The sequence below is a fragment of the Pseudarthrobacter sp. MDT3-1 genome (assembly GCF_054510755.1).
In genome coordinates this window covers 210,314-230,773 of the sequence record NZ_JBTNDX010000002.1, presented here as the reverse complement: position 1 = coordinate 230,773, position 20,460 = coordinate 210,314, and the positions used below count along the sequence as shown (strand labels likewise).

18 protein-coding genes are annotated in these 20,460 nt (G+C 64.6%); 13 read left to right on the top strand and 5 right to left on the bottom strand.

The genetic code is table 11. The annotated features are described in order from the left end of the window. Positions 1–100 precede the first annotated feature (100 nt). Positions 101–1,387 carry an MFS transporter gene (locus tag ACX80X_RS02410; protein ID WP_252598327.1) on the bottom strand — a complete coding sequence of 429 codons (1,287 nt, stop codon included), beginning with the start codon at positions 1,385–1,387 and terminating at the stop codon, positions 101–103. 91 nt (positions 1,388–1,478) lie between these two features. Between ACX80X_RS02410 and ACX80X_RS02405 the strand changes: the two genes are divergently transcribed. Further along, entirely contained in the window at positions 1,479–2,465 is a 987-nt protein-coding gene (locus tag ACX80X_RS02405; protein ID WP_252598326.1) for a LysR substrate-binding domain-containing protein, read from the top strand. Positions 2,466–2,591: 126 nt separating this feature from the next. Next, complete coding sequence (locus tag ACX80X_RS02400; protein WP_252598652.1) at positions 2,592–3,521, top strand: N-acetylglucosamine kinase; 930 nt, start codon at positions 2,592–2,594, stop codon at positions 3,519–3,521. On the opposite strand, the gene ACX80X_RS02395 is transcribed toward ACX80X_RS02400, so the two are convergent. Continuing rightward, on the bottom strand, positions 3,507–4,535 hold the full coding sequence (locus ACX80X_RS02395) for a pirin family protein (RefSeq protein ID WP_459311111.1): 1,029 nt from the start codon (positions 4,533–4,535) through the stop codon (positions 3,507–3,509). The two genes, ACX80X_RS02400 and ACX80X_RS02395, sit on opposite strands and share 15 nt — an antisense overlap. A gap of 230 nt (positions 4,536–4,765) precedes the next feature. On the opposite strand from ACX80X_RS02395, the gene ACX80X_RS02390 reads away from it, so the two are divergent. From ACX80X_RS02390 to ACX80X_RS02365, 6 genes are all read left to right on the top strand, one after another. Further along, positions 4,766–5,866 carry an ABC transporter ATP-binding protein gene (locus tag ACX80X_RS02390; protein WP_459311109.1) on the top strand — a complete coding sequence of 367 codons (1,101 nt, stop codon included), beginning with the start codon at positions 4,766–4,768 and terminating at the stop codon, positions 5,864–5,866. Beyond that, the gene (locus ACX80X_RS02385; RefSeq protein ID WP_252598324.1) at positions 5,866–6,576 is read left to right on the top strand and encodes an ABC transporter permease; all 711 of its coding nucleotides are present in this window, start codon (positions 5,866–5,868) and stop codon (positions 6,574–6,576) included. The genes ACX80X_RS02390 and ACX80X_RS02385 overlap by 1 nt, the downstream gene beginning before the upstream one ends. Further along, positions 6,573–7,319: an ABC transporter permease gene (locus ACX80X_RS02380; protein WP_252608977.1), complete on the top strand. Its 747-nt coding sequence runs from the start codon at positions 6,573–6,575 to the stop codon at positions 7,317–7,319. Before ACX80X_RS02385 ends, ACX80X_RS02380 begins: the two co-directional genes overlap by 4 nt. Further along, positions 7,316–8,269: an ABC transporter substrate-binding protein gene (locus ACX80X_RS02375; RefSeq protein WP_252598322.1), complete on the top strand. Its 954-nt coding sequence runs from the start codon at positions 7,316–7,318 to the stop codon at positions 8,267–8,269. Before ACX80X_RS02380 ends, ACX80X_RS02375 begins: the two co-directional genes overlap by 4 nt. 134 nt (positions 8,270–8,403) lie before the next feature. Further along, a complete protein-coding gene (locus ACX80X_RS02370; protein WP_252598321.1) occupies positions 8,404–9,624 on the top strand; it encodes a pyridoxal phosphate-dependent aminotransferase in 1,221 nt (406 codons plus the stop codon). A gap of 49 nt (positions 9,625–9,673) precedes the next feature. Continuing rightward, positions 9,674–10,528: a polyphosphate kinase 2 family protein gene (locus tag ACX80X_RS02365; protein WP_252598320.1), complete on the top strand. Its 855-nt coding sequence runs from the start codon at positions 9,674–9,676 to the stop codon at positions 10,526–10,528. 48 nt (positions 10,529–10,576) lie between these two features. Here ACX80X_RS02365 and ACX80X_RS02360 read toward each other — a convergent pair whose 3' ends face one another. After that, positions 10,577–10,795: an exodeoxyribonuclease VII small subunit gene (locus ACX80X_RS02360; RefSeq protein WP_058931826.1), complete on the bottom strand. Its 219-nt coding sequence runs from the start codon at positions 10,793–10,795 to the stop codon at positions 10,577–10,579. Beyond that, positions 10,776–12,101 (bottom strand): exodeoxyribonuclease VII large subunit, encoded by a 1,326-nt coding sequence (gene xseA / locus ACX80X_RS02355; protein WP_252598319.1) that lies wholly within the window; start codon positions 12,099–12,101, stop codon positions 10,776–10,778. Before xseA ends, ACX80X_RS02360 begins: the two co-directional genes overlap by 20 nt. Before the next feature lie 203 nt (positions 12,102–12,304). On the opposite strand from xseA, the gene ACX80X_RS02350 reads away from it, so the two are divergent. Further along, positions 12,305–13,156, top strand: a complete 852-nt coding sequence (locus tag ACX80X_RS02350; RefSeq protein ID WP_459311107.1) for a hypothetical protein — start codon at positions 12,305–12,307, stop codon at positions 13,154–13,156. Between the two features lie 9 nt (positions 13,157–13,165). Then, complete coding sequence (locus ACX80X_RS02345; RefSeq protein ID WP_248759714.1) at positions 13,166–14,245, top strand: 4-hydroxy-3-methylbut-2-enyl diphosphate reductase; 1,080 nt, start codon at positions 13,166–13,168, stop codon at positions 14,243–14,245. A 34-nt stretch (positions 14,246–14,279) separates the two neighbouring features. On the opposite strand, the gene ACX80X_RS02340 is transcribed toward ACX80X_RS02345, so the two are convergent. Then, positions 14,280–15,488 (bottom strand): DNA recombination protein RmuC, encoded by a 1,209-nt coding sequence (locus tag ACX80X_RS02340; RefSeq protein WP_252598317.1) that lies wholly within the window; start codon positions 15,486–15,488, stop codon positions 14,280–14,282. A 130-nt stretch (positions 15,489–15,618) separates the two neighbouring features. On the opposite strand from ACX80X_RS02340, the gene ychF reads away from it, so the two are divergent. From ychF to ACX80X_RS02325, 3 genes are all read left to right on the top strand, one after another. Beyond that, positions 15,619–16,704, top strand: coding sequence for a redox-regulated ATPase YchF (gene ychF, locus ACX80X_RS02335; protein ID WP_252598316.1), 1,086 nt, complete (start codon positions 15,619–15,621; stop codon positions 16,702–16,704). Positions 16,705–16,728: 24 nt separating this feature from the next. After that, positions 16,729–18,492 (top strand): ABC transporter family substrate-binding protein, encoded by a 1,764-nt coding sequence (locus ACX80X_RS02330; RefSeq protein ID WP_252598315.1) that lies wholly within the window; start codon positions 16,729–16,731, stop codon positions 18,490–18,492. A 277-nt stretch (positions 18,493–18,769) separates the two neighbouring features. Continuing rightward, the gene (locus ACX80X_RS02325) at positions 18,770–20,455 is read left to right on the top strand and encodes a peptide ABC transporter substrate-binding protein (RefSeq protein ID WP_252598314.1); all 1,686 of its coding nucleotides are present in this window, start codon (positions 18,770–18,772) and stop codon (positions 20,453–20,455) included. The last annotated feature ends 5 nt before the right edge of the window (positions 20,456–20,460 follow it).

Here is a 20,460-nt window from a genome sequence, read left to right as displayed (position 1 = left end):
CAGTTCATCCTAGACGCCGGATTCCTGTTGATCACCCCGGAACGCAACCATCCCTGCCGAACAACCGCCAGACACACGTGCCATTTAATGGCGGATAGTTCTACGGCCGCGCGGCGTCCGCCTGCCCTTGCGTGGCGGCCCGTGCGGTTTCGTCGTTCCCCCGGGGATGTACGACGGCGACTGTCACCGCTGTGATGCATGCCAGGGCCATGATTGCCACGGCAAGCGCCGTCCAGCCCAGGGACTGGAACACCAGTCCGCCCGCCCAGCCGATGACGCTCGAGCCCAGGTAATAGGCCAGGTTGTAGAGCGACGATGCCTGGGCGCGGCCGGTGGTGGCGATGTTTCCGGTCCAGCCTGCGCCGATGCTGTGCGCCGCGAAGAAGCCGCCCGTGAAGATCACCAGGCCAGCAAGGATCAGGGCGAGCAGCTGCGTAAGCGTCAGCGCCAGCCCGGCCACCATCAGGACGATGCCAGCCAGCAGTACATTCCTGCGGCCAAACCTGGCCGTCAACCCGCCGGCCCAGCGGGAAGAGAACGTTCCGGAAAGGTACGCAAGGAAGATCAGGCTGATCAGGGTGGCAGGCAGCGTGAAAGGCTCAGCGGTCAGCCGGAAGCCGAGGTAGTTGTAGACGGCCACAAACCCGCCCATCATCAGGAAGGCCTGCGTGTAGAGCGCCAGCAGCCGGGGATTGCGCACATGCCCGCCGAGCGTCGCCATGGCACCGCGCAGCCCGGCGGCCTTGGCGGCGGTGAATCCCTTCGCCTGCGGTACCAGACCCAGGAAGAGCACCGCGGCCACTGTTGCCAGCAGGGACACAGCCAGGGCGGCAGTGCGCCAGCCCCAGAGCTCACCTACCGGGCCTGCCACGAGCCGGCCGGCCAGCCCGCCCAGCGTTGTGCCGGCAACGTAGCTGCCTGCGGCCATGGCCGCATGGGCCCTGTTCACTTCCTCGTTCAGGTAGGCGATGGCGATGGCCGGGATCCCGCCCAGCGCCATGCCTTCCAGCAGCCGCAAGGCAAGCAGGGCGCCGAAAGTGGGGGCGAGCGGTACCAGCAAGCCCAGGATAGTGGCGGCGGAGATGCCCCATGCCATGGCCTTGACCCTGCCGATCCTGTCCGCGAGGAAGGACCACGGAATGACGGTGATAGCCAGGCCCACCGTGGCCAGCGAAATGGTCAGCGCGGCCTCTGCCGCGGTCACCTTCAGGTCTGCCGCCAGGAGCGGCAAGACCGCCTGGGTGGAGTAGAGCTGGGCGAACGTTGCCACGCCCGCGAAGGCCAGGCCGGCCAGAATCTTGTTGTAGGCAGCGGAGCCTTTGGGATGTCCCGCCCAGGGATCCTGCGCTGGACTGAAAGTTCCTGGGGCTGCGGTATTCAGTGGCATAGCTCAAGGGTAGGCTTCCGCAATGTATGCTTCCAATGCATCTTTTGGGCACATTTCATATCCAGAGTGGAACGTTTGAAAGGTGGAGCCGATGCACTCGGACCACAAACAGCTGGTGAAGCTCCTGCCGCTGCTCCCCATCCTGGCTGAACTGGGCCGGACCCAGCACGTCACTGAAACGGCCGAGCTCCTGGGAGTACCCCAGTCAACGGTGAGCCGGGCGCTGTCCCGGGCCAGCGCCGTCGTCGGAACAGAACTGCTGATCCGGGACGGACGGGGCATCCGCCTGACAGCGGCCGCCCGGACGCTGCTGCCGTACATCGAGTCGGCCCTGACCGAGTTCCAGGCCGGACTGGACCTGGTCCGGCACGAGTCGGACGTGGTGCGGGGGAAGGTGTCGCTGTCCTTTCAGCACACGTTCGGGGAGGCCACCTTGCCCCTGCTCATCAGTGCCTTCCGCAGCCGCCACCCGGAGGCCGGCTTCATCCTCAGCCAGGGGGCGCGGGACACCTGCCTGGCGGGGCTGGCCTCGGGTCAGGCGGACCTGGCACTGACCGCCCCTGTTCCGGCGGCAAGCAGCACCATCTCTTCGGCGTCGCTCTACCGTGAGCCCCTCCGGCTGGTGGTTCACCACGGCCACCCGCTGGCCGGACGGGACGCCGTCAGGATGCAGGACATCCGCAGGGACCCCTTCGTCGCGCTGGAGCCGGGGTACGGCATGCGGTCACTGACGGATGCCTTGTTCCGCGAGGCAGGCTTCCGGCCGCGGATCGCCTTCGAAAGCCAGGACACCCACACCGCCCGTGGTTTGGTCGCCGCGGGACTCGGCGTCAGCATCCTGCCGCCCGGGGGCAGTGCGCCGGGGCGCCACCTCAGTCCGGAAACGGGCAACCTGGGCTGGGTTGAACTTACCTTGGAATCCGGCCTTGCCTACCGCGAAATCGGGCTGGGCTGGCGCCGGCGGAAACCCGGCCCCGACGCCGAGCCCGATCCTGTCCGCTTCTTCCGGGAGATGGTCCTGCAGGAGGGCCCGCATTTGCTGGCGGGCCTCGTCGTCGCCCGTTCAGGCAGGGGATAGGCGGCGCGGTGCTGAGACACGACGGCCTCCCGCCGCCCGGCAGCGCTTCGCCGCCAGCGTTTCAGTAGGCTGGGGGACGTGACTGATAGCGAGCACCCCCAGACCACAACTTCCGGACACCACCCGCTGGGCGGCGCCACGTCCGCGGCCGCCCCGGGTCCCCTCGCGGGGGTCATCATCGGCCTGGACATCGGAGGTACAAAGACCCGCGGCGTCAGGTTTGAGGACGGCGTTGCCGTGGCCGACGAGTCCGCCGGCAGCTCCAACGTCCAGAACGTCAGCCGCGAACAGGCGGCGATGAACCTCGCGGATCTCTTCTCCCGGATCGGCGGCGGCCAGGTGGCCCAGGTGTATGCCGGGGCCGGTGGCATAGACACCGACGATGACGCCGCAGCCCTTGCCGCGCTGATCGAACCCCATGTTCCGGGAGCCAAAGTCACGGTAGTCCACGACTCACGGCTGCTGCTGGCCGCGGGCGGCGCCAGTACCGGCGTGGCCGTGATCGCGGGAACCGGCTCTGCAGCCTGGGGAAGGAATGCCGCCGGCGACGAAGCCCGGGCCGGCGGCTGGGGCTACCTGCTTGGGGATGAAGGCAGCGGCTACTGGCTCGGCCGTGAGGCGGTCCGGCACAGCCTGCGCCGGATGAACCAGGGACTCCCGGCGGACCAGCTGACCGAGGCGCTGCTTGCAGCCTGCGGAGTGGACCACCCCAACAAGCTGATTGCGCTCTTCCATTCCCCGGACACCGGCCGCCGGTTCTGGGCCCAGCAGGCACGCCTGGTGGTGGAGGCGGCTGCGGCGGGCCACCCGGTCAGCCAGGAGCTCCTGGACCAGGCCGGCCAAGACCTTGCCGGCCTGGCTGCGCAGGCCCTGCGGAAGCTTGGAATCGACGGCCCGGTAATTCTCGGCAGCGGACTCGGCATGAACGTGATTCCGCTGCAGGACTCTTTCCGGAGCCACCTGGCCGCCGCCGGCGTCTCCGATGTCCGTGTCCTGGACCAGGACCCTGTGTTTGGCGTCCTGAAGCTGGTCTCGGAAGCGTCAGGGGCCCACTGACCGCTTCCGGGGTGTCAGCCTGACGGCCGGCATGATGGGGGCGGGGATGCGTCCGGCTTCAGCGCCCGCATCCGGGCCGTGCCCTTCAACCAGCCCGTAGCGGGCTCCGCGGGCTGCAGCGTCAGGCAGTGCGGCCTGGGCTTCCCAGTCCGCACGGGCCTGCTCCACTTCGTCGTGCGTGCGGCCCACGAAGTTCCACCACATCAGCAGTTCCTCCTGGAACGGCTCCCCGCCGATCAGGAGGAACCGTGTGCCGGGCAGGGCCTGGAACTCCAGCGTCGTACGTCCCGCGCCCAGGTAGCCCAGCGGCCCGGGCGGGACCTCCTGCCCGTCCAGCGTCAGCCCGCCGTCGAGCACCAGGACAGCATGCTCAAAGTGAGCGTTCAGCGGCAGGACGGCCAGGCCGTCGCAGGAGATGTCCGCTCCGACGATGGGGGAGTACATCGTGGCCGGCGACACCGCCCCGGCGAATTCGCCCACCATCACAGTCGCAGTGAAACCCGGCCCCGTCACTGAAGGCAGTTCCCGGTGCTGCTCGAACGCGGGCTCGCGGCGGCGTTCCGAATCCGGCAACGCTACCCAGAGCTGCAGGCCGCGCTGCACGGGCAGCGGCGCGCCCGCGTCGGGATCCGGCAGGACGGCGAACTCGGAGTGGGACACCCCGTGCCCGGCGGTCATGATGTTCAGCTCACCTGGCCGGACCACAACATCGCTGCCCACGCTGTCCCGGTGCCGGATGTTCCCCGCAAGCGGCCAGGTGACCGTCTGCAGGCCCGTGTGCGGGTGGGGGAGTACGGACATGGCGATGCGGTCCGGACCGAAACTGTCCAGGAAGCACCAGGCTCCGATGGTGGGCAGGCCGCGCTGCGGGAGCGTGCGCCGGACGTTCATGGCCCGCACGCCGCCCAGCGGAACCCCCCGTTCGGGCCAGAGCTGCAGGCAAGGGCCGGACGTCCCTTCAGGGCCTGCGGGCGGACAAAGTTCCTGTTGCGGAGCCACTTCCAAGTTGGTCACAGTCCAACTCTAGGCGCGGGCAGAGCCGGGCGTAAGCGCAGCACCGGCACCTTGTGATCGAAGGACCCATCCGCGGGCGGCTGTCCAACGAATGGTTACAGTAGGGATTCTCTTGCCCGGATTGCCTTCGGATCCGGTTACGCTGTGAACGGATTGCGTTACCGTAAATATCAGTGAGCTTATGACCCAACACTGTCCGATGCCGTCCAACAGAACAGGTAAGTCCGGGAATGGACCAAGCCATGATTGAGTTCCAGAGCGTCACCAAGCAGTATCAGGGCGGGCAGCCCGCTGTGGACCAGCTCACCATGTCCATCGACAGGGGCTCCATCACCGTTTTTGTAGGGCCGTCCGGCTGCGGCAAGACCACCTCGCTGCGGATGATCAACCGCATGGTGGAACCGACGTCCGGCGTGATCACCGTGGACGGGCGGGACGTGACCTCGGTTCCTGCCGCGGAGCTGAGACGGTCCATGGGCTACGTCATGCAGTCCTCCGGGCTGATGCCGCACCGTTCCGTGCTGGACAACATCGCCACCGTGCCCCGGCTCAACGGCGTTTCCAAGGCTGAGGCCCGCAAGCGCGCCACGGAACTGCTCGACGTCGTCGGGCTGGCTTCCGCGCTCGGGAAACGGTACCCCTCCCAGCTCTCGGGCGGCCAGCAGCAGCGCGTCGGTGTGGCCCGGGCGCTCGCCGCCGATCCGCCCGTCCTGCTGATGGACGAACCGTTCAGCGCCGTTGACCCCGTGGTGCGTGACGAACTGCAGCAGGAACTCCTGAGGCTGCAGAAGGACCTCGCAAAAACCATCGTTTTCGTCACGCACGATATCGACGAGGCAACCGTTCTCGGCGACAAGGTGGCCGTTTTCGCCGTCGGCGGCCGGCTGGCCCAGTACGCCACCCCTGAGGAAATCCTCCGGGCACCGGCCAATGATTTTGTGGCGTCCTTCGTCGGCCGGGACCGTGGTTTCCGCCACCTCGGGTTCACCACGTCCGACGCCGTGACCATCCACCCGGTGCCCACGCTCGTGATGAGTGCCGGCCAGTTCGCCGGCGATCCCGCTGGGGTGACCGACTGGCAGCTCGTGGTGGATGCGGACCTGCGCCCGCTGGGCTGGGCGAGGCCGGGGACGGACTCAGAGCTCATCCCGGGCGGGTCACTCTTCCGCCCCGGCGAGACGCTGCGGCGGGCGCTGGACTCGGCCCTTTCGTCCCCGTCCGGCCAAGGTGTGGCGGTGGACGGCGACGGCAAGGTCCTGGGAACCATCAGGGCACAGGAAGTCCTCGGCGTCATTGAGGAAGCCCGCCAGGTCAGGCAGGCTGCGCTCTGATGGAGTGGTTCCTGGCAAACAGCGGCATGGTCATGGGACTGGCGGGCCAGCACCTGGTCCTGGCCCTGATCCCGATGGTCCTGGGGCTGGTTATTTCCATTCCGCTGGCGCAGGTGGCGCGGACCCACCCTGCGCTTCGGTCGGTGGTGGTGACCGCCAGTTCACTGCTGTATACCGTCCCGTCGCTGGCGCTGTTCATCATCCTGCCCTCGATTCTCGGAACCCGGATCCTGGACCCGCTCAACGTCATTGTTGCCCTGACCATCTATGCGGTGGCGCTGCTGGTCCGGGCAGCCCTGGATGCTTTTGACTCCGTGGAGGAGGATCTCCGGCAAGCTGCGATTGCCATGGGGTACAAGCCGTGGCTGCGCTTTGTCCAGATCGACCTGCCGCTCTCCCTTCCGGTGATGTTCGCCGGGCTGCGGGTGGTCTCCGTCAGCAACATCTCCCTGGTTAGCGTCGCGGCACTGCTGGGCGTGGGGAACTTGGGCATGCTGTTTACCGACGGACTGCAACGGAACTTCGTCACGGAAGTGGTGGTGGGAATCATCGCCATCCTGGTGCTCGCGCTGCTGATGGATGCTGTACTGGTCGTCCTGGAAAGGCTGCTGACGCCTTGGACCCGCGCCGCTAAAGCCTCGGGCCCCGCGGCGCCTTCCGCCGCCAGCTACCTGGCCGACGCCAACATCCACACGGGGGCCGCGCCGTGAGCAACGTTTTCGTGGACACCCTGGCGTGGATTGCCGATCCGCTGCACTGGACCGGCAGTTCCGGCATCCCGGTCCGGCTGCTGGAGCACCTCCAATACAGCGGGCTGGTCTTGGTGATTGCCGCGGCCATCGCGGTTCCGGCAGGGCTTTACATCGGGCACACGGGCCGCGGACGCGTAGTGGCCGTAGCGGTGGCAGGGGCGCTGCGGGCCCTGCCTACCCTGGGCCTGCTGGTCCTCTTCGCCCTCCTGGCGGGAAGCAGCCTGATGCCGCCGGTGTGGGCGCTGGTCATCCTGACCGTGCCGCCGCTCCTTGCCGGAACTTATGCCGGCATTTCGAGTGTGGACCGGGCCGTGGTGGACGCTGCCCGGGCCATGGGCATGACCGAGCTGCAGATCCTGTTCCGGGTTGAGCTGCCCAACGGGCTGCAGGTCATGTTCGGCGGTGTCCGAACCGCCGTGCTGCAGGTCATCGCCACGGTGTCGGTGGTTGCCTACCTGCCCTTGGGCGGGCTGGGCCGCTACCTTTTTGACGGCTTGGCGCTGCAGGACTTCCCGCGGATGCTTGCCGGGTCGCTGCTGATTGCAGGGCTGGCCATCGTTGTTGACCTCATCCTGGCCGCGGTGCAAAGAGTCCTTCTTTCGCCCGGCCTCAAAACCGATCTGCGCGGTGGCCAGAAGGCCGCCGCTGATCTCCCAGCTGCCGCGCCTGCGCCAGCTGCCGTTCAAGGAGGTACCCCATGAAAGAGAACACCAGGACAATCCTTACCCGCCGGGGACTGGCTGGCATGGCTGCCGGCGTCGGCCTGGCCGTCGCGCTGACGGCCTGCGGCGGGAGTGATCCGTTGAAGACCCCCAGCACCAGCGCCGGAAGCGCCGGCGGCGGCTCCTTGGTGGTCGGCTCGGCTGACTTCCCGGAGAGCCAGATCGTCGCTGAGATCTATGCCGGCGCGCTGACTGCTGCAGGGGTCACGGCAACCACAAAGCCCAACATCGGTGCCCGCGAAATCTACTTCAAAGCGGTCCAGGACGGCTCGGTTGACCTTGTCCCGGATTACTCCGGCAACCTGCTCTCGCATGTGGATCCTGAAGCTGCCGAGGTCTCGGCCGACGACGTCTACAAGGCCTTGCCGGGGAAGCTCCCCGAAGGACTAGCAGTCCTGGAAGCATCGAAAGCTGAGTCCAAGGACGCCATGGTGGTCACCAAAGCCACCGCAGAGAAGTACCAGCTGAAGTCCATTGAGGACCTCGCCAAGGTCTGCAAGGACCTGACCATGGCGGCGCCGGCCACGTTCGAAACCCGCGCCTATGGCTTCCCGGGACTCAAAAAGAACTATGGCTGCGAACTCAAGGCACTGAAGCCCTTCAGCGACGGCGGCGGCAACCTGACCCTGCAGGCACTGCTGACCGACGACGTCCAGGTGGCTGACATCTACACCACCACACCGTCCATCGCGGACAACGACCTGGTGGTTCTGGAGGATCCCAAGAACAACTTCAAGGCCCAGCAGGTCCTGCCGCTGTACAACAAGGCAAAAATGACCGACAAGGCCATGGCCGCATTGAATGCCGTATCGAAGATCCTCACTACTGAGGACCTGGTCAACCTCAACCGCGCAGTCAGCGGCAGCCAGAAGCAAAATGCCAAAGACGCCGCCGCCACCTGGCTCAAGGACAAGGGCATCGTCAAGTAGCACCTGACTCCACAACGTAATCACGACGGCGGCTGCCGGACCCACACTGGCCGGCAGCCGCCGTCGTCCGCTCTCTGCACGTCTGTGTCTGAGGTCTCAACCGAAGTACATCCGTCATATGGCATATTTGATGGATGGCAGAATTCAAGCAGTCCACCAAGCTTCACAACGTCCTTTACGACATCCGTGGACCGATTCTTCAGGCCGCCCAGCAGATGGAGGCGGAGGGTCACCGGATCCTCAAACTGAACATCGGAAACCCTGCGCCGTTTGGATTTGAAGCCCCGGACGCGATCCTGGTGGACATGATCCGCCATCTGCCCCATGCCCAGGGTTACAGCGACTCCCGGGGCATCTTCTCGGCCCGGACCGCGGTCTCCCAGTACTACCAGACCCGTGGAATCCAGAACATCCATGTGGACGACATCTACCTGGGCAACGGCGTCAGCGAACTGATTACCATGTCGCTCATGGCGCTGCTCAACGACGGCGACGAGGTACTGATCCCCACACCGGACTACCCGCTGTGGACCGCTTCCGTTGCCCTTGCGAGCGGGAAGCCCGTGCACTACCTCTGCGATGAGGAATCAGGCTGGCAGCCGGACCTTGAGGATCTTGAAGCCAAGATCACGCCGCGCACCAAGGGCATCGTGGTGATCAACCCCAACAACCCCACGGGCGCGGTCTATCCCGAAGAGACGCTGGAGAAGATCGTGGCCCTGGCTGAAAAGCATGGCCTGATCCTTTTCGCGGATGAAATCTACGAAAAGATCCTGTACGAGGACGCCGTCCACATCAACATGGCCGCGCTTACGGGTGACGACGTCCTTTGCCTCACCTTCAGTGGACTGTCCAAGGCCTACCGCGTCTGCGGTTACCGTGCCGGCTGGATGGCCATCTCGGGCCCGAAGAAGGATGCCTCGGACTACCTGGAAGGCATCAGCCTCCTGGCCAACATGCGCTTGTGTGCGAATGTGCCCGCCCAGCATGCCATCCAGACCGCCCTCGGCGGCTACCAGAGCATCAACGACCTCATCCTGCCCGGCGGCAGGCTGCTGGAACAGCGAAACAAGGCCTATGACATGCTCAACGCCATCCCTGGTGTGAGCACGCAGCAGGCCCGTGGCGCCATGTACCTCTTTCCGAAGCTCGATCCCGAGGTCTTCCACATCCGCGATGACGAGAAGTTTGTCCTGGACCTGCTGCGCGAGCAAAAAATCCTGGTCTCCCACGGCCGCGCCTTCAACTGGGTCCGCCCGGACCACTTCCGGATGGTCACGCTGCCGCTGGTGAAGGACCTTGAGGAGGCCATCAACCGTATGGGGGACTTCCTGAGCAGGTACAAAGGGAACTAGCCTGTGGTGACGCGTCTTTCGGCGCGTGGAACCTTGGGAAAGGACCCCAATGGCCGACGTCGTTGAGTTCGAGAAGCACCCCGTCGATACGCTGAGGGTGGGGAAAGGCTTCTCGCTGGCCGACGCCGACCCTGACGCGACGCCCGGTTACAAGGGCAACAAAGCCGATGGCCAGGCAATTCTGGCTGAACTGGACGGCGCGTTGGCCGAACTTCAGGAAAAGCTGTTCGCGGCGTCGCGCTTCGGCGGGAGAAAACGGCTTCTGTTGATCCTGCAGGCCATGGACACCGCGGGCAAGGGCGGAATCGTCAACCATGTCATGGCCACCATGGATCCGCAGGGCGTCCAGTTCAAGGCTTTCAAGGCACCCACCGAGGAGGAGAAGTCCTATGACTTCCTCTGGCGGATCGAGAAGGAGGTGCCCGGAGCGGGCATGGTGGGCATCTTCGACCGCTCCCACTATGAGGACGTCCTAATCCACCGGGTCCATAACTGGGCGACGCCTGCCGAACTTAAGCGCCGCTACCGGGCCATCAATGAGTTCGAGGCGCGCCAGACCGATGCCGGAACCAAAATCATCAAGGTGATGCTCAACATCAGCAAGGATGAACAGAAGGCCCGGCTCCTTGCCCGGCTGGACAACCCCGCCAAGCACTGGAAATACAGCAGCAGTGACCTCAAGGAGCGGGCGTTCTGGGGCGACTACATGGGCGCCTACCAGGCTGCCTTCGACGAGACCAACACGGAAGCGGCACCCTGGCATGTGGTTCCGGCCAACAAAAAATGGTACGCCAGGATCGCGGTGCAGCAGTTGGTGCTGGGCGCGCTGTCTGACATGAAGCTGGAATGGCCGGAAGCTGAGTTCGATGTCCCGATCGAACGGGAACTGGTTGAGCGGTCCTGACCTGTTGGGGCGCGCCGTTCCGAGGGGTGGGCCGCCTTCAGTGACTGGTCAGAGCGGCTGGTCGCGGGCGGCAGCGAGGCGCTTGCGGGCGCCCTCCAGCCACTCTTCGCAGCGCTTTGCCAGGGCTTCGCCGCGTTCCCAGAGTGCCAGGGATTCCTCGAGGCTGGCGCCGCCCGCCTCAAGCTTCCCCACCACCTGCACCAGCTGTTCGCGGGCTTCCTCATAGCTCAGTGCTTGGATTTCCGGGTCAGGCTTTGTTTCGGGCATGTGCTTCTCCTTGTTGAAGTTCCCCAGTGGAAGTGGCGCCGAACAGGCCATGGGCCACGCGTACGGACAACGCAGTTCCCGACGGCGCCTCCGACGGGTCTCGAACCACAGCGTGGCCGGCAGCTTCAGTGGCACGGGCCGGCCGGCCGTTGGCCAGTTCGACCACGGCATAGCCGCGGTCCAGCGTCTTTTGTGGTGACAGGGCACGGACCTGGGCCTGCAGGTGAACCAGCTGATCAGCTGCACGTACCACCGTTGAACTGACAGCGGCCGATGATCTCCGCAGGAGGCGTTCGATTTCCTCCGCTCGTCCGGTGACCATGGCTTCCGGGGTGGCCAGAACAGGCCGGGAATGGAGTGCGGACAACCGGTCCGACTCCCTGTCCACGAGCCTGCCGATGCTCCTGCGCAGGTGCTCCCGTGCCTGGCGCACGCCCGCCAGTTCCTCGGCAACGTCAGGAACGATCCGCTTAGCCGCATCAGTGGGCGTGGACGCGCGCAGGTCCGCCACGTCGTCTAGAAGGGGACGGTCCGCCTCATGTCCGATGGCGCTGACCACCGGGGTGGCCGTGGCCGCGACAGCACGGATCAGTTCCTCGCTGTTGAAAGGCAGCAGGTCCTCCAAGGCTCCGCCGCCCCGGGCGATGACAATGACGTCCACGTCGGGGCGGCTGTCCAGTTCCTGCAGGGCGCGGATAATTTGCGAGACCGCAGTGTTGCCCTGGACCGCCACTTCCCGGATCTCGAATTCAACTGCGGGCCAGCGGAGTGCGGCGTTTTGGACGACGTCTTTTTTGGCGTCGGAGTCCCGTCCGGTAATCAGTCCGATACGGTGCGGGAGCAGCGGCAGTGGTTTCTTCCGTGAATCGGCAAACAGCCCCTCGGCGGAGAGGGCCTGGCGCAACCGTTCGATCCGCGCCAGCAGGTCGCCAAGCCCTACAGGCCTGATGTCCCGAACCTGCATGTTGAGCCGCCCGGTCTTCAGCCAGAACTCCGGCTTGAGCAAGGCAACCACGCGGGAGCCACGCTCCAGGGGCATGTTCTGCCGGTCCAGAACCTTGGTCCAGACCGACGCCGGCAGGGAAACTTCCGCGTCCACGTCCCGGAGGGTGAGGTACGCGTTACCCCCGCGGCGGTTCAATTCGATGACCTGGCCTTCGACCCATGCGGACGGGGTGCGATCGATATGGGCCTTGAGTTTCTGGGACAGCAACTGCAGCGGCCATGGATTGTCCGGGCTGGTCTCACCGGCCGTGGCAGGCAACGTGGTGGCAGCAGTGCCCGGCAGCGCAGCCTGTTCAGACATGTCCGCTGCCCCGGGAAACTGTGGGTGGCGGCATGGTGGTCCTTTGTTCGGCAGGTAGCGGTTCGTGCTTGAAAGGCGGCCGTCAGTGAGCTGGCGGTTGCCATTCAACCTTATCCATAAGCTGTATCACCCGAGACTGACATTCTTTGTCCAGACACCAGCTCTATGATGGCTGTGCTGCCGCCAACCCGTGAGGACCCGTTTTGCGCACCTTCGTTTCAGCCATCGCCGTCGTCGTGGGCGTTTTGCTGTCCGCCCTGGCCGTACCCGCCATCTGGCTTGACCGCAGCGTGGTTCAGGAGGATGGCTTAGTGGCCCTGGCCGCTCCCCTGGGGCAGGACGCAGAATTCCAGCAGAGGCTCGCCGCGGCCGCTGTGGGCACCATCGATACAGGGGCCATCCCGGACGCCCTGGCAGATCTGGTCACGCCAGTGCTTGAGGCGGCTGCCAGTTCCCTCACAGCCTTGCCCGGCTACCCGGCGGCCTGGGAGGAAACACTGCGAAAGAGCCACCGGCTCAGCTTCGCCGCACCCGCATCGGCTCCCGCCGAACCTGACTCCCCGTCGTCGCTTACGTTGGACGTGGCACCCCTGGTGGCGCTGGCGACGAAGGAGCTCGCACGCACCACCGGGCTCCCGCTGACTGCGCCGGAGCAGACGCTGGTCAACGTTGGCGAGCCTGAGCAGCGCCAAATGGTCGAAAGAGCGTCCGCCTACGCGCCGCTCGGCTACTCCCTTGCCATTGGAGCGGGAATCGCCTTTGCGCTAGCGCTGGTGTCCGCGCGCCGTCGCTGGACCGTGATTCTCGCTGTGGGACTGGGGGCGCTGGCACTGGGGGGCCTGTGGGCTGCCGGCTCGCAGGTCGCCAGGGATGCCGTCGTGGGGGCGGCTAGCGGCAATGGGCTTTCGGACATGTTCAAGGATGCGTTTGTGGCGGCCGCGTCCAGCAGCTTCCAATCCTGGGTCGGTGGTGCCGCGATAACCGGCGCTGTGCTTGTCGCTGCGGCCGTTGTGATCCGGATCGCTTCGCCGGGGCGGCGGGCCCCCACCCGGTAGCATGGAGGGATGACTTCCTCAGCTGTGTCCCTCTCGATGCCAACTGTCCCGCGCAGGCGGCGCTCGCCTGAGGAGGTAGCCGCCGCGGCTCCGGTGACCGGTCCCAAAAAGGTACTCCTGGCGGCGCCCCGCGGCTATTGCGCCGGTGTGGACCGGGCCGTGATCGCCGTCGAGAAGGCCTTGGAGCACTACGGTCCGCCGGTGTACGTCCGGAAGCAGATCGTGCACAACGTCCACGTGGTGAGCTCGCTGGAGGCACAGGGTGCCATCTTCGTCGATGAGACGGACGAGGTTCCGGAAGGCGCCCTGGTGATCTTTTCCGCCCACGGGGTATCGCCGGCCGTCGTCCAGTCAGCGGAGGACCGAGGGCTGCGCACCATTGACGCCACCTGCCCGTTGGTGACGAAGGTTCATAAGGAAGCCGTGAGGTTCGCCAAGGACGACTTCGACATCCTGCTGATCGGCCACGACGGTCACGAAGAAGTCGAGGGCACCGCCGGCGAAGCCCCGGAACACATCCAGATCATTAACGGTCCCCATGAAGTGGACAAGGTAACCGTCAGGGATCCGGAAAAGGTCATCTGGCTGTCCCAGACCACCCTCAGCGTGGACGAGACCATGGAAACGGTCCGCCTGCTGAAGGATCGGTTCCCCACCCTGCAGGATCCGCCCAGCGACGACATCTGCTACGCCACCACCAACCGTCAGGTGGCCATCAAGAAGATCTCCCCCCAGGCTGACCTGGTCATTGTGGTGGGATCGGCCAACTCCTCGAACTCTGTCCGTCTGGTCGAAGTTGCCCTGGAGTACGGGGCTAAGGCCTCCTACCGGGTGGACTTTGCCAACGAAGTGGACGAGGCGTGGTTTGAAGGCGTGGCAACGGTCGGAGTCACGTCAGGGGCTTCCGTGCCGGAAATCCTGGTCACGGACGTCCTGCGACTGCTGGCCGACTACGGCTATGGCTCCGTGGAGGAAGTTGTCACAGCCGAAGAAGACCTCCTGTTTTCGTTGCCTAAGGAACTCCGCGCGACCCTGAAGGAAGCCGGAGACGTCAGCCGGGCGCTCGGCGGACGCCGGTCCCGCGACTGACCAGTCTCCGGCAACGTCAGGCGGCTACCTCGCGTCAGGCGGCGGCTTCGTCCTGCTGAAACTCCGGGGCCGCCAGCGAACGCGGCGTGACCTCGAGTGCCGGCGGAGTGAGCAGCCCGGATTCATCCATGGCATTGAGCTTCCGTGCGGTAGGCAGGATCCGCGCTTCCAGGGTGCCGATCAGGGCGTTGTACCGGTCCACCGAGGACTTCAGGGACGAACCGAGCTTGCCCACGTTATCGCCGAGCGTTCCCATGCGTTCGTACAGCTGGCGGGCGAGGTCGAACAGTTCCCGCGCGCTGTCCGTCAGCACGTCCTGGCGCCACGTGAAAGCCACCGATTTGAGCACCGCGAGCAGTGTACTGGGCGAGGCAAGAACCACATTCCTGGAAAGCGCGTAGTCCAACAGAGTCGCATCGGCTGTCAGGGCGGCGGCCAGGATGGATTCGGCCGGCAGGAAGCAGATCACCAGCTCGGGGGAGTTCCCGGGGATGTCCCAGTACTTCTTGTTGCTGAGCGAGTCCACGTGGGCCCGCAGCGCTTTGGCGTGGGCAGTCAGCAGGGATTGCTGGCTGCCGGGATTCCCGGTTGTACCCGTTTCCTGGCGCGCACCCAGCTCCTGGGCCTCCAGGTAGGAGGACAACGGCACCTTGGCGTCCACCACGAGCTGCTTCTGGCCCGGCAGCTGGACGACGAGGTCGGGACGGACCGCTGAATCGGCCCCGGCGCTGTGGACCTGCTCCAGGAAATCCACGTGCTTGAGCATGCCCGATGCCTCGACCACTCGGCGCAATTGAACTTCGCCCCACTGTCCACGAGCACTGTTGGAGCGCAACGCTGACTCGAGGGCGTGCGTGGACCGGATCAGCTGGGCATCGGAAAGCCTTGCCTCCTGAAGCTGTTGCGCCAGCTGGCCGTACTGTTCCAGGCGGTCGCGTTCCAGCAGTGCCACCTGCTGCTGCACCGCGGTCAGCTTTTCCGCCACGGGGGCGAGTGCCCGGAGGACGCTCCCGTCCTGATTGCGGGACTCGCCGAGTTCCCGGTTCTGCATCGAGAGCAGCCGGCGCTCCGCGTCCGCGGCGGCGAACTGGGCGCTGACCTCGGAAAGCCGCGACGAGACGGCGTCGAAGTCCTCCTCAAAGGCACGACTGTGCCGGCGGAGGGAAAAGTAGGTGGTGCCGGCGCCGGCGACGGCACCCACCAGCAGCATCAACAGGGCAAGAATCAGGGCTAGAGCATCCATATCCACACTGTGGCATGCCCCTGTGACAATTTACGGAACCGACATATTCGACCAGGCCTTCCAGCATGTGCCGACACTGCGGGGGACCGCCTGGGGCCCATGCGTCCGGCAACCGGTAGAATCAATGCTCGTGGCTCTTACTATTGGCATCGTCGGACTGCCCAACGTCGGCAAATCAACTCTTTTCAACGCACTGACCCGGAACCAGGTGCTGGCTGCGAACTATCCGTTCGCTACCATCGAACCCAATGTCGGCGTCGTGAACTTGCCGGATCCCCGGCTCCAGCAGCTAGCTGACATCTTTGGCTCGCAGCGCCTCCTGCCCGCTCCGGTGTCCTTCGTGGACATTGCCGGCATCGTGAAGGGTGCATCGGAGGGCGAAGGCCTGGGCAACAAGTTCCTTGCCAACATCCGTGAGGCCGAGGCCATTGCCCAGGTGGTCCGGGTGTTTGATGACCCCGACGTCATCCACGTCGACGGCAAAGTGGATCCCCGCTCGGACATGGAAACCATCAACACCGAGCTGATCCTGGCTGACCTTCAGACCATCGAAAATGCCATTCCTCGGATCGAAAAAGAAGTCAAGATCAAGAAGCGGGAGGCTGCCGAACTGGCAGCCATCAAGGCTGCGCAGGCGGTCCTGGAACGCGGGGACACGGTCTTCTCCTCGATCAGGAGCGACAAGCTGGAGATGGAGTACCTCAAGGAGCTCAGCCTCCTGACCGCGAAGCCGTTCATCTACGTCTTCAACTCCGACGAAGGCATCCTGGGCAGCCCGGGGAAGCAGGACGAACTGCGGGCCATGGTGGCCCCGGCGGACGCCATCTTCCTGGACGCGAAGCTCGAATCCGACCTTGTGGAGCTGGACGAGGAGGAAGCGCGCGAAATGCTGGAAATGAACGGCCAGGACGAGTCCGGCCTCGACCAGCTGGCACGCGTCGGCTTCCACACCCTGGGCCTCCAGACGTACCTCACGGCCGGTCCGAAGGAAACACGCGCCTGGACCATCCACCAGGGCGACACCGCGCCGCAGGCAGCAGGCGTCATCCACAGCGACTTCCAGCGTGGCTTCATCAAGGCTGAAGTGGTTTCCTTCCATGACCTCATCGAGGCCGGTTCCATGGCTGAAGCCAAGTCCCGTGGCAAGGTACGCATCGAAGGTAAAGAGTACGTGATGGCTGACGGCGATGTGGTGGAGTTCCGCTTCAACGTCTGATTCCGGACAGGCAAAGGAGACGGCATGCCCGTGAGGCGTCTGATTCAGGTCATCACCGGGGCCGTCGCTGCGGCGCTGGTTATCTCGGGGTGCTCGGCTTCGGGGGGAGCGCCTCCGGTGGTGGTGGGTGAAACGAACCGCGGCGGCAGCGCCACCGTGGCCGAGGTGAACGCCTTCACGTCCTTCAACCCGTTCAGCGCCGACGGAAACACGGACATCAACACCAAGATCGGCCATATCACCCATTCCGGGTTCTACTACGTGGATGACACCGAGAAGGTGGTCCGGAACGAGAAATTCGGCCGGTACGAGAAGATCTCCGACAAGCCGCTGAAGGTGAAGTACACCGTCAATGAGGGTGTGAAATGGTCCGACGGCGAAGCCATCGACGCCGGCGACCTCCTCCTGTCCTGGGCCGCCGGCTCGGGCTACTTCGACGACGCTGAACCCCATACGGGGACCGGCACCACGTACTTTTCGGCTGCAGCTGACAAGAGCGGCCTGGCAGCCACGTCACTCCCGGAGATCGGCAGTGACGGGCGTTCCATCACGCTGGAATACGCCTCGCCGTACGCTGATTGGGAAGTAGCGTTCGACGTCGGGCTCCCGGCCCATGTTGTCGCCGCTAAAAGCGGCCTCAATGACGAAGGCGATCTTGTTGATCTGATCAGGGAGTCGCCCCGGGGCGACACCGAACAGCCCTCGGCCAACGCCCCGCTGAAGCGGGTCAGCGACTTCTGGAATTCCGGCTTCGACGCCAAGACGCTTCCTGACGATCCTGCGATGTACCTTTCAAGCGGCCCCTACATTGTCCGGGACATCGTTCCGGACGCCTCGATCCGGTTGGTCCGGAACAGGGACTATGTCTGGGGACCGGAGCCCTACCTCGATGACATCACCGTAAGGTTCACCGGTGCCGCCTCTACCGCCATCGCCGCCCTCAGGAACGGCCAGGCGGACATCATCGCCCCGCAGCCCTCTGCCGGCACCGAAAGCCTCTTCGACGGACTGGTGGAGCAGGGCAATACCGTCCAGCGCTACAGCCAGTCCGGCTACGACCACCTCGATCTCAACTTTTCGGGGCTGTTCGCGGACAAGAATGTCCGGGAGGCCTTCCTGAAGACTGTTCCGCGCCAGGAGATCGTGGATGACGTGGTGGGCGGATTTGTCGCCGACGCGAAACCCCTGGACTCGCACGTCTTCCTGCCACCCCATCCGAAGTATCCGGACGCCGTGAAAAACAACGGTTCGGCCGAATACTCTGACGTGGACATCCAAGGCGCGAAGTCGCAATTGCGGGATGCTGCCCCGACGGTCCGCATTCTGTACAACAGGGACAACCCCAACCGCGTGCGGGCCTTCTCCCTGATCCGCGACTCCGCCCGCCTCGCCGGATTCACCGTTGAAGACGCGGGCCTCGGCAGCTCGGACTGGGCGAAAGCGCTCGGCGGCGGCAGCTACGACGCAGCCATCCTCGGTTCTATCGGACCCGGGGTCGGCGTCAGCCGCGTCCCGCAGATATTTAAGACCGGTGGCGGCAGCAACTTCAACGGATTTTCCGACGGCGACGCAGACAAAGCCATGGAGCAACTGTCCGGCACTACGGACCTTGCAAAGCAGGACGAACTGTTGGCTGACATCGACAAACGCGTGTGGTACAGCGCGTACGGCCTGCCGCTGTACCAGACCACTGGAACCGTGGCTTTCAGCAGCCGCGTGACGGGTATCAAGCCCAGCTCAGGCCCTTTGGGCGTTTGGTGGAATGTGTGGGAGTGGCGCCTGAAATAGGCCCTCCTGGGGCTTGTCGCCCTAGTGGGAGCCCGCCCCCGTCCTCGATTCGCAGCATCCCCTACCAACGAGTAGCATGTGATTTGCGCCACTTCCGGGTACCGGCTAGTTATTGGCGATTAACTGGTTACGGTTTAGCAACGGAGTACCAGTATTTGGACTTTGTGCGGTTAGGCTACTCATATATGTAGGCCACGTCACAGTGGGAACCTGTGACGGGCCTGCCGGGGAGCAAAAGATTTCCCCTGAACATCTCCCACAACTCATAGGAGGCGGAATGCGTTTCACGCGCACTTCCAAAGCACTCGGCATGGTGGCGATCGCTGCCCTTGCCCTGACAGGCTGCGGCGCTGGAGGCGGCAGCAATGATGGTGCCAGCCAGTCGGCCGGCGATCCCAACAAGGTGATCACCGCGTACAGCAACGAACCACAGAACCCCTTGCTACCGGCAAATACGAACGAAGTTTATGGCGGCCGCGTTGTCGAGCTGCTCTTCGAAGGCCTGCGGAGCTACGATGCCGACGGCAAGCCGGTCAACGCCCTGGCAGAGTCCATTGAGTCCTCTGACGCCCAGAACTGGACCATCAAGGTCAAGCAGGGCCAGAAGTTCACGAACGGTGAAGCGATCACCGCCAAGACGTTCGTTGATTCCTGGAACTTCGCAGCGAACTCCAAGAACCTGCAGAACAACGGATTCTTCTTCGAGTCCATCGCGGGCTATGCAGATGTCTCGGCCGTGACCACCGAAAAAGCAGCTGATGGCAAGACCACCACCACTCCGGCGCCCACCGCCGAGACAATGTCCGGCCTGACGGCCACGGATGATTCGACCCTCACGGTGAAGCTGGCTCAGCCGGAAGCTGACTGGTCGCTGCGCCTCGGTTACTCGGCGTTCTTCCCGCTGCCGTCCGCTGCTTTGGCGGATCCAAAGACCTTCGGCGAAAACCCCGTAGGCAACGGTCCGTACAAGTTCGAAAAGACCGGCTCCTGGGTCCATGACCAGTCGATCTCCCTCGTCAAGAACGCTGACTACAGCGGTCCGCGCGAATCGAAGAACGGTGGCGTGACCTTCAAGTTCTACACCGATCCGGGCCCCGCATACACGGATCTTCAGGCCAACAACCTGGACATCTCGGACGTACTGCCGTCCAACGCACTGAAGACCTACGTCTCAGACTTCCAGGACAGGAACGCCACGAAGCCGGTGGCCACCAACTCCACCCTGAACATCCCGGGTTACAACCCGAACTTCCAGGGTGAAGCCGGAAAGCTGCGCCGCCAGGCACTGTCGTACGCCATCAACCGCGAAGAGATCGCCAAGGTGGTCTTCAACGGAACCCGCACCCCGGCCAAGGCCTTCGCGCCGCCCGTTATCGACGGATTCAAGGAAGGCCTCAAGGGCAGCGAAATCCTGAAGTTTGACGCCGCGAAGGCCAAGGACCTGTGGGCCCAGGCTGACAAGATCCAGCCGTACGACAATTCCAAGCCGCTGCAGATTGCCTCCAACACTGATGGTGGCAACAAGGAATGGATTGACGCCGTTGCCAACGGCTTCAAGAACAACCTCGGCATCCAGGCCGAAATCCAGCCTTTTGCCAAGTTCGCTGAAGTGCTGAACCTGCGCAAGTCCCAGTCCCTCCCGGGCCTGAGCCGCGCCGGCTGGCAGGGTGACTACCCGTCGCTCTACAACTTCCTCGGACCGGTCTGGGCAACGGGCGCATCCTCCAACTACGAGAAGTACTCGAACCCTGAGTTCGACAAGCTGCTCCAGGAGGGCCTTGCCGCCAAGACCACTGATGAGGCGAACGGCAAGTTCAACCAGGCCCAGGAGATCCTCTTCGAGGACCTGCCCGGACTGCCGCTCTGGGACCAGGCAAAGCCGATTGTGTGGAGCGAAAACGTTGTGAAGGCCGAAACCGGCTGGAATGGCGGAATCCTCTACTACAACATCACGGCCAAGTAGTCTCC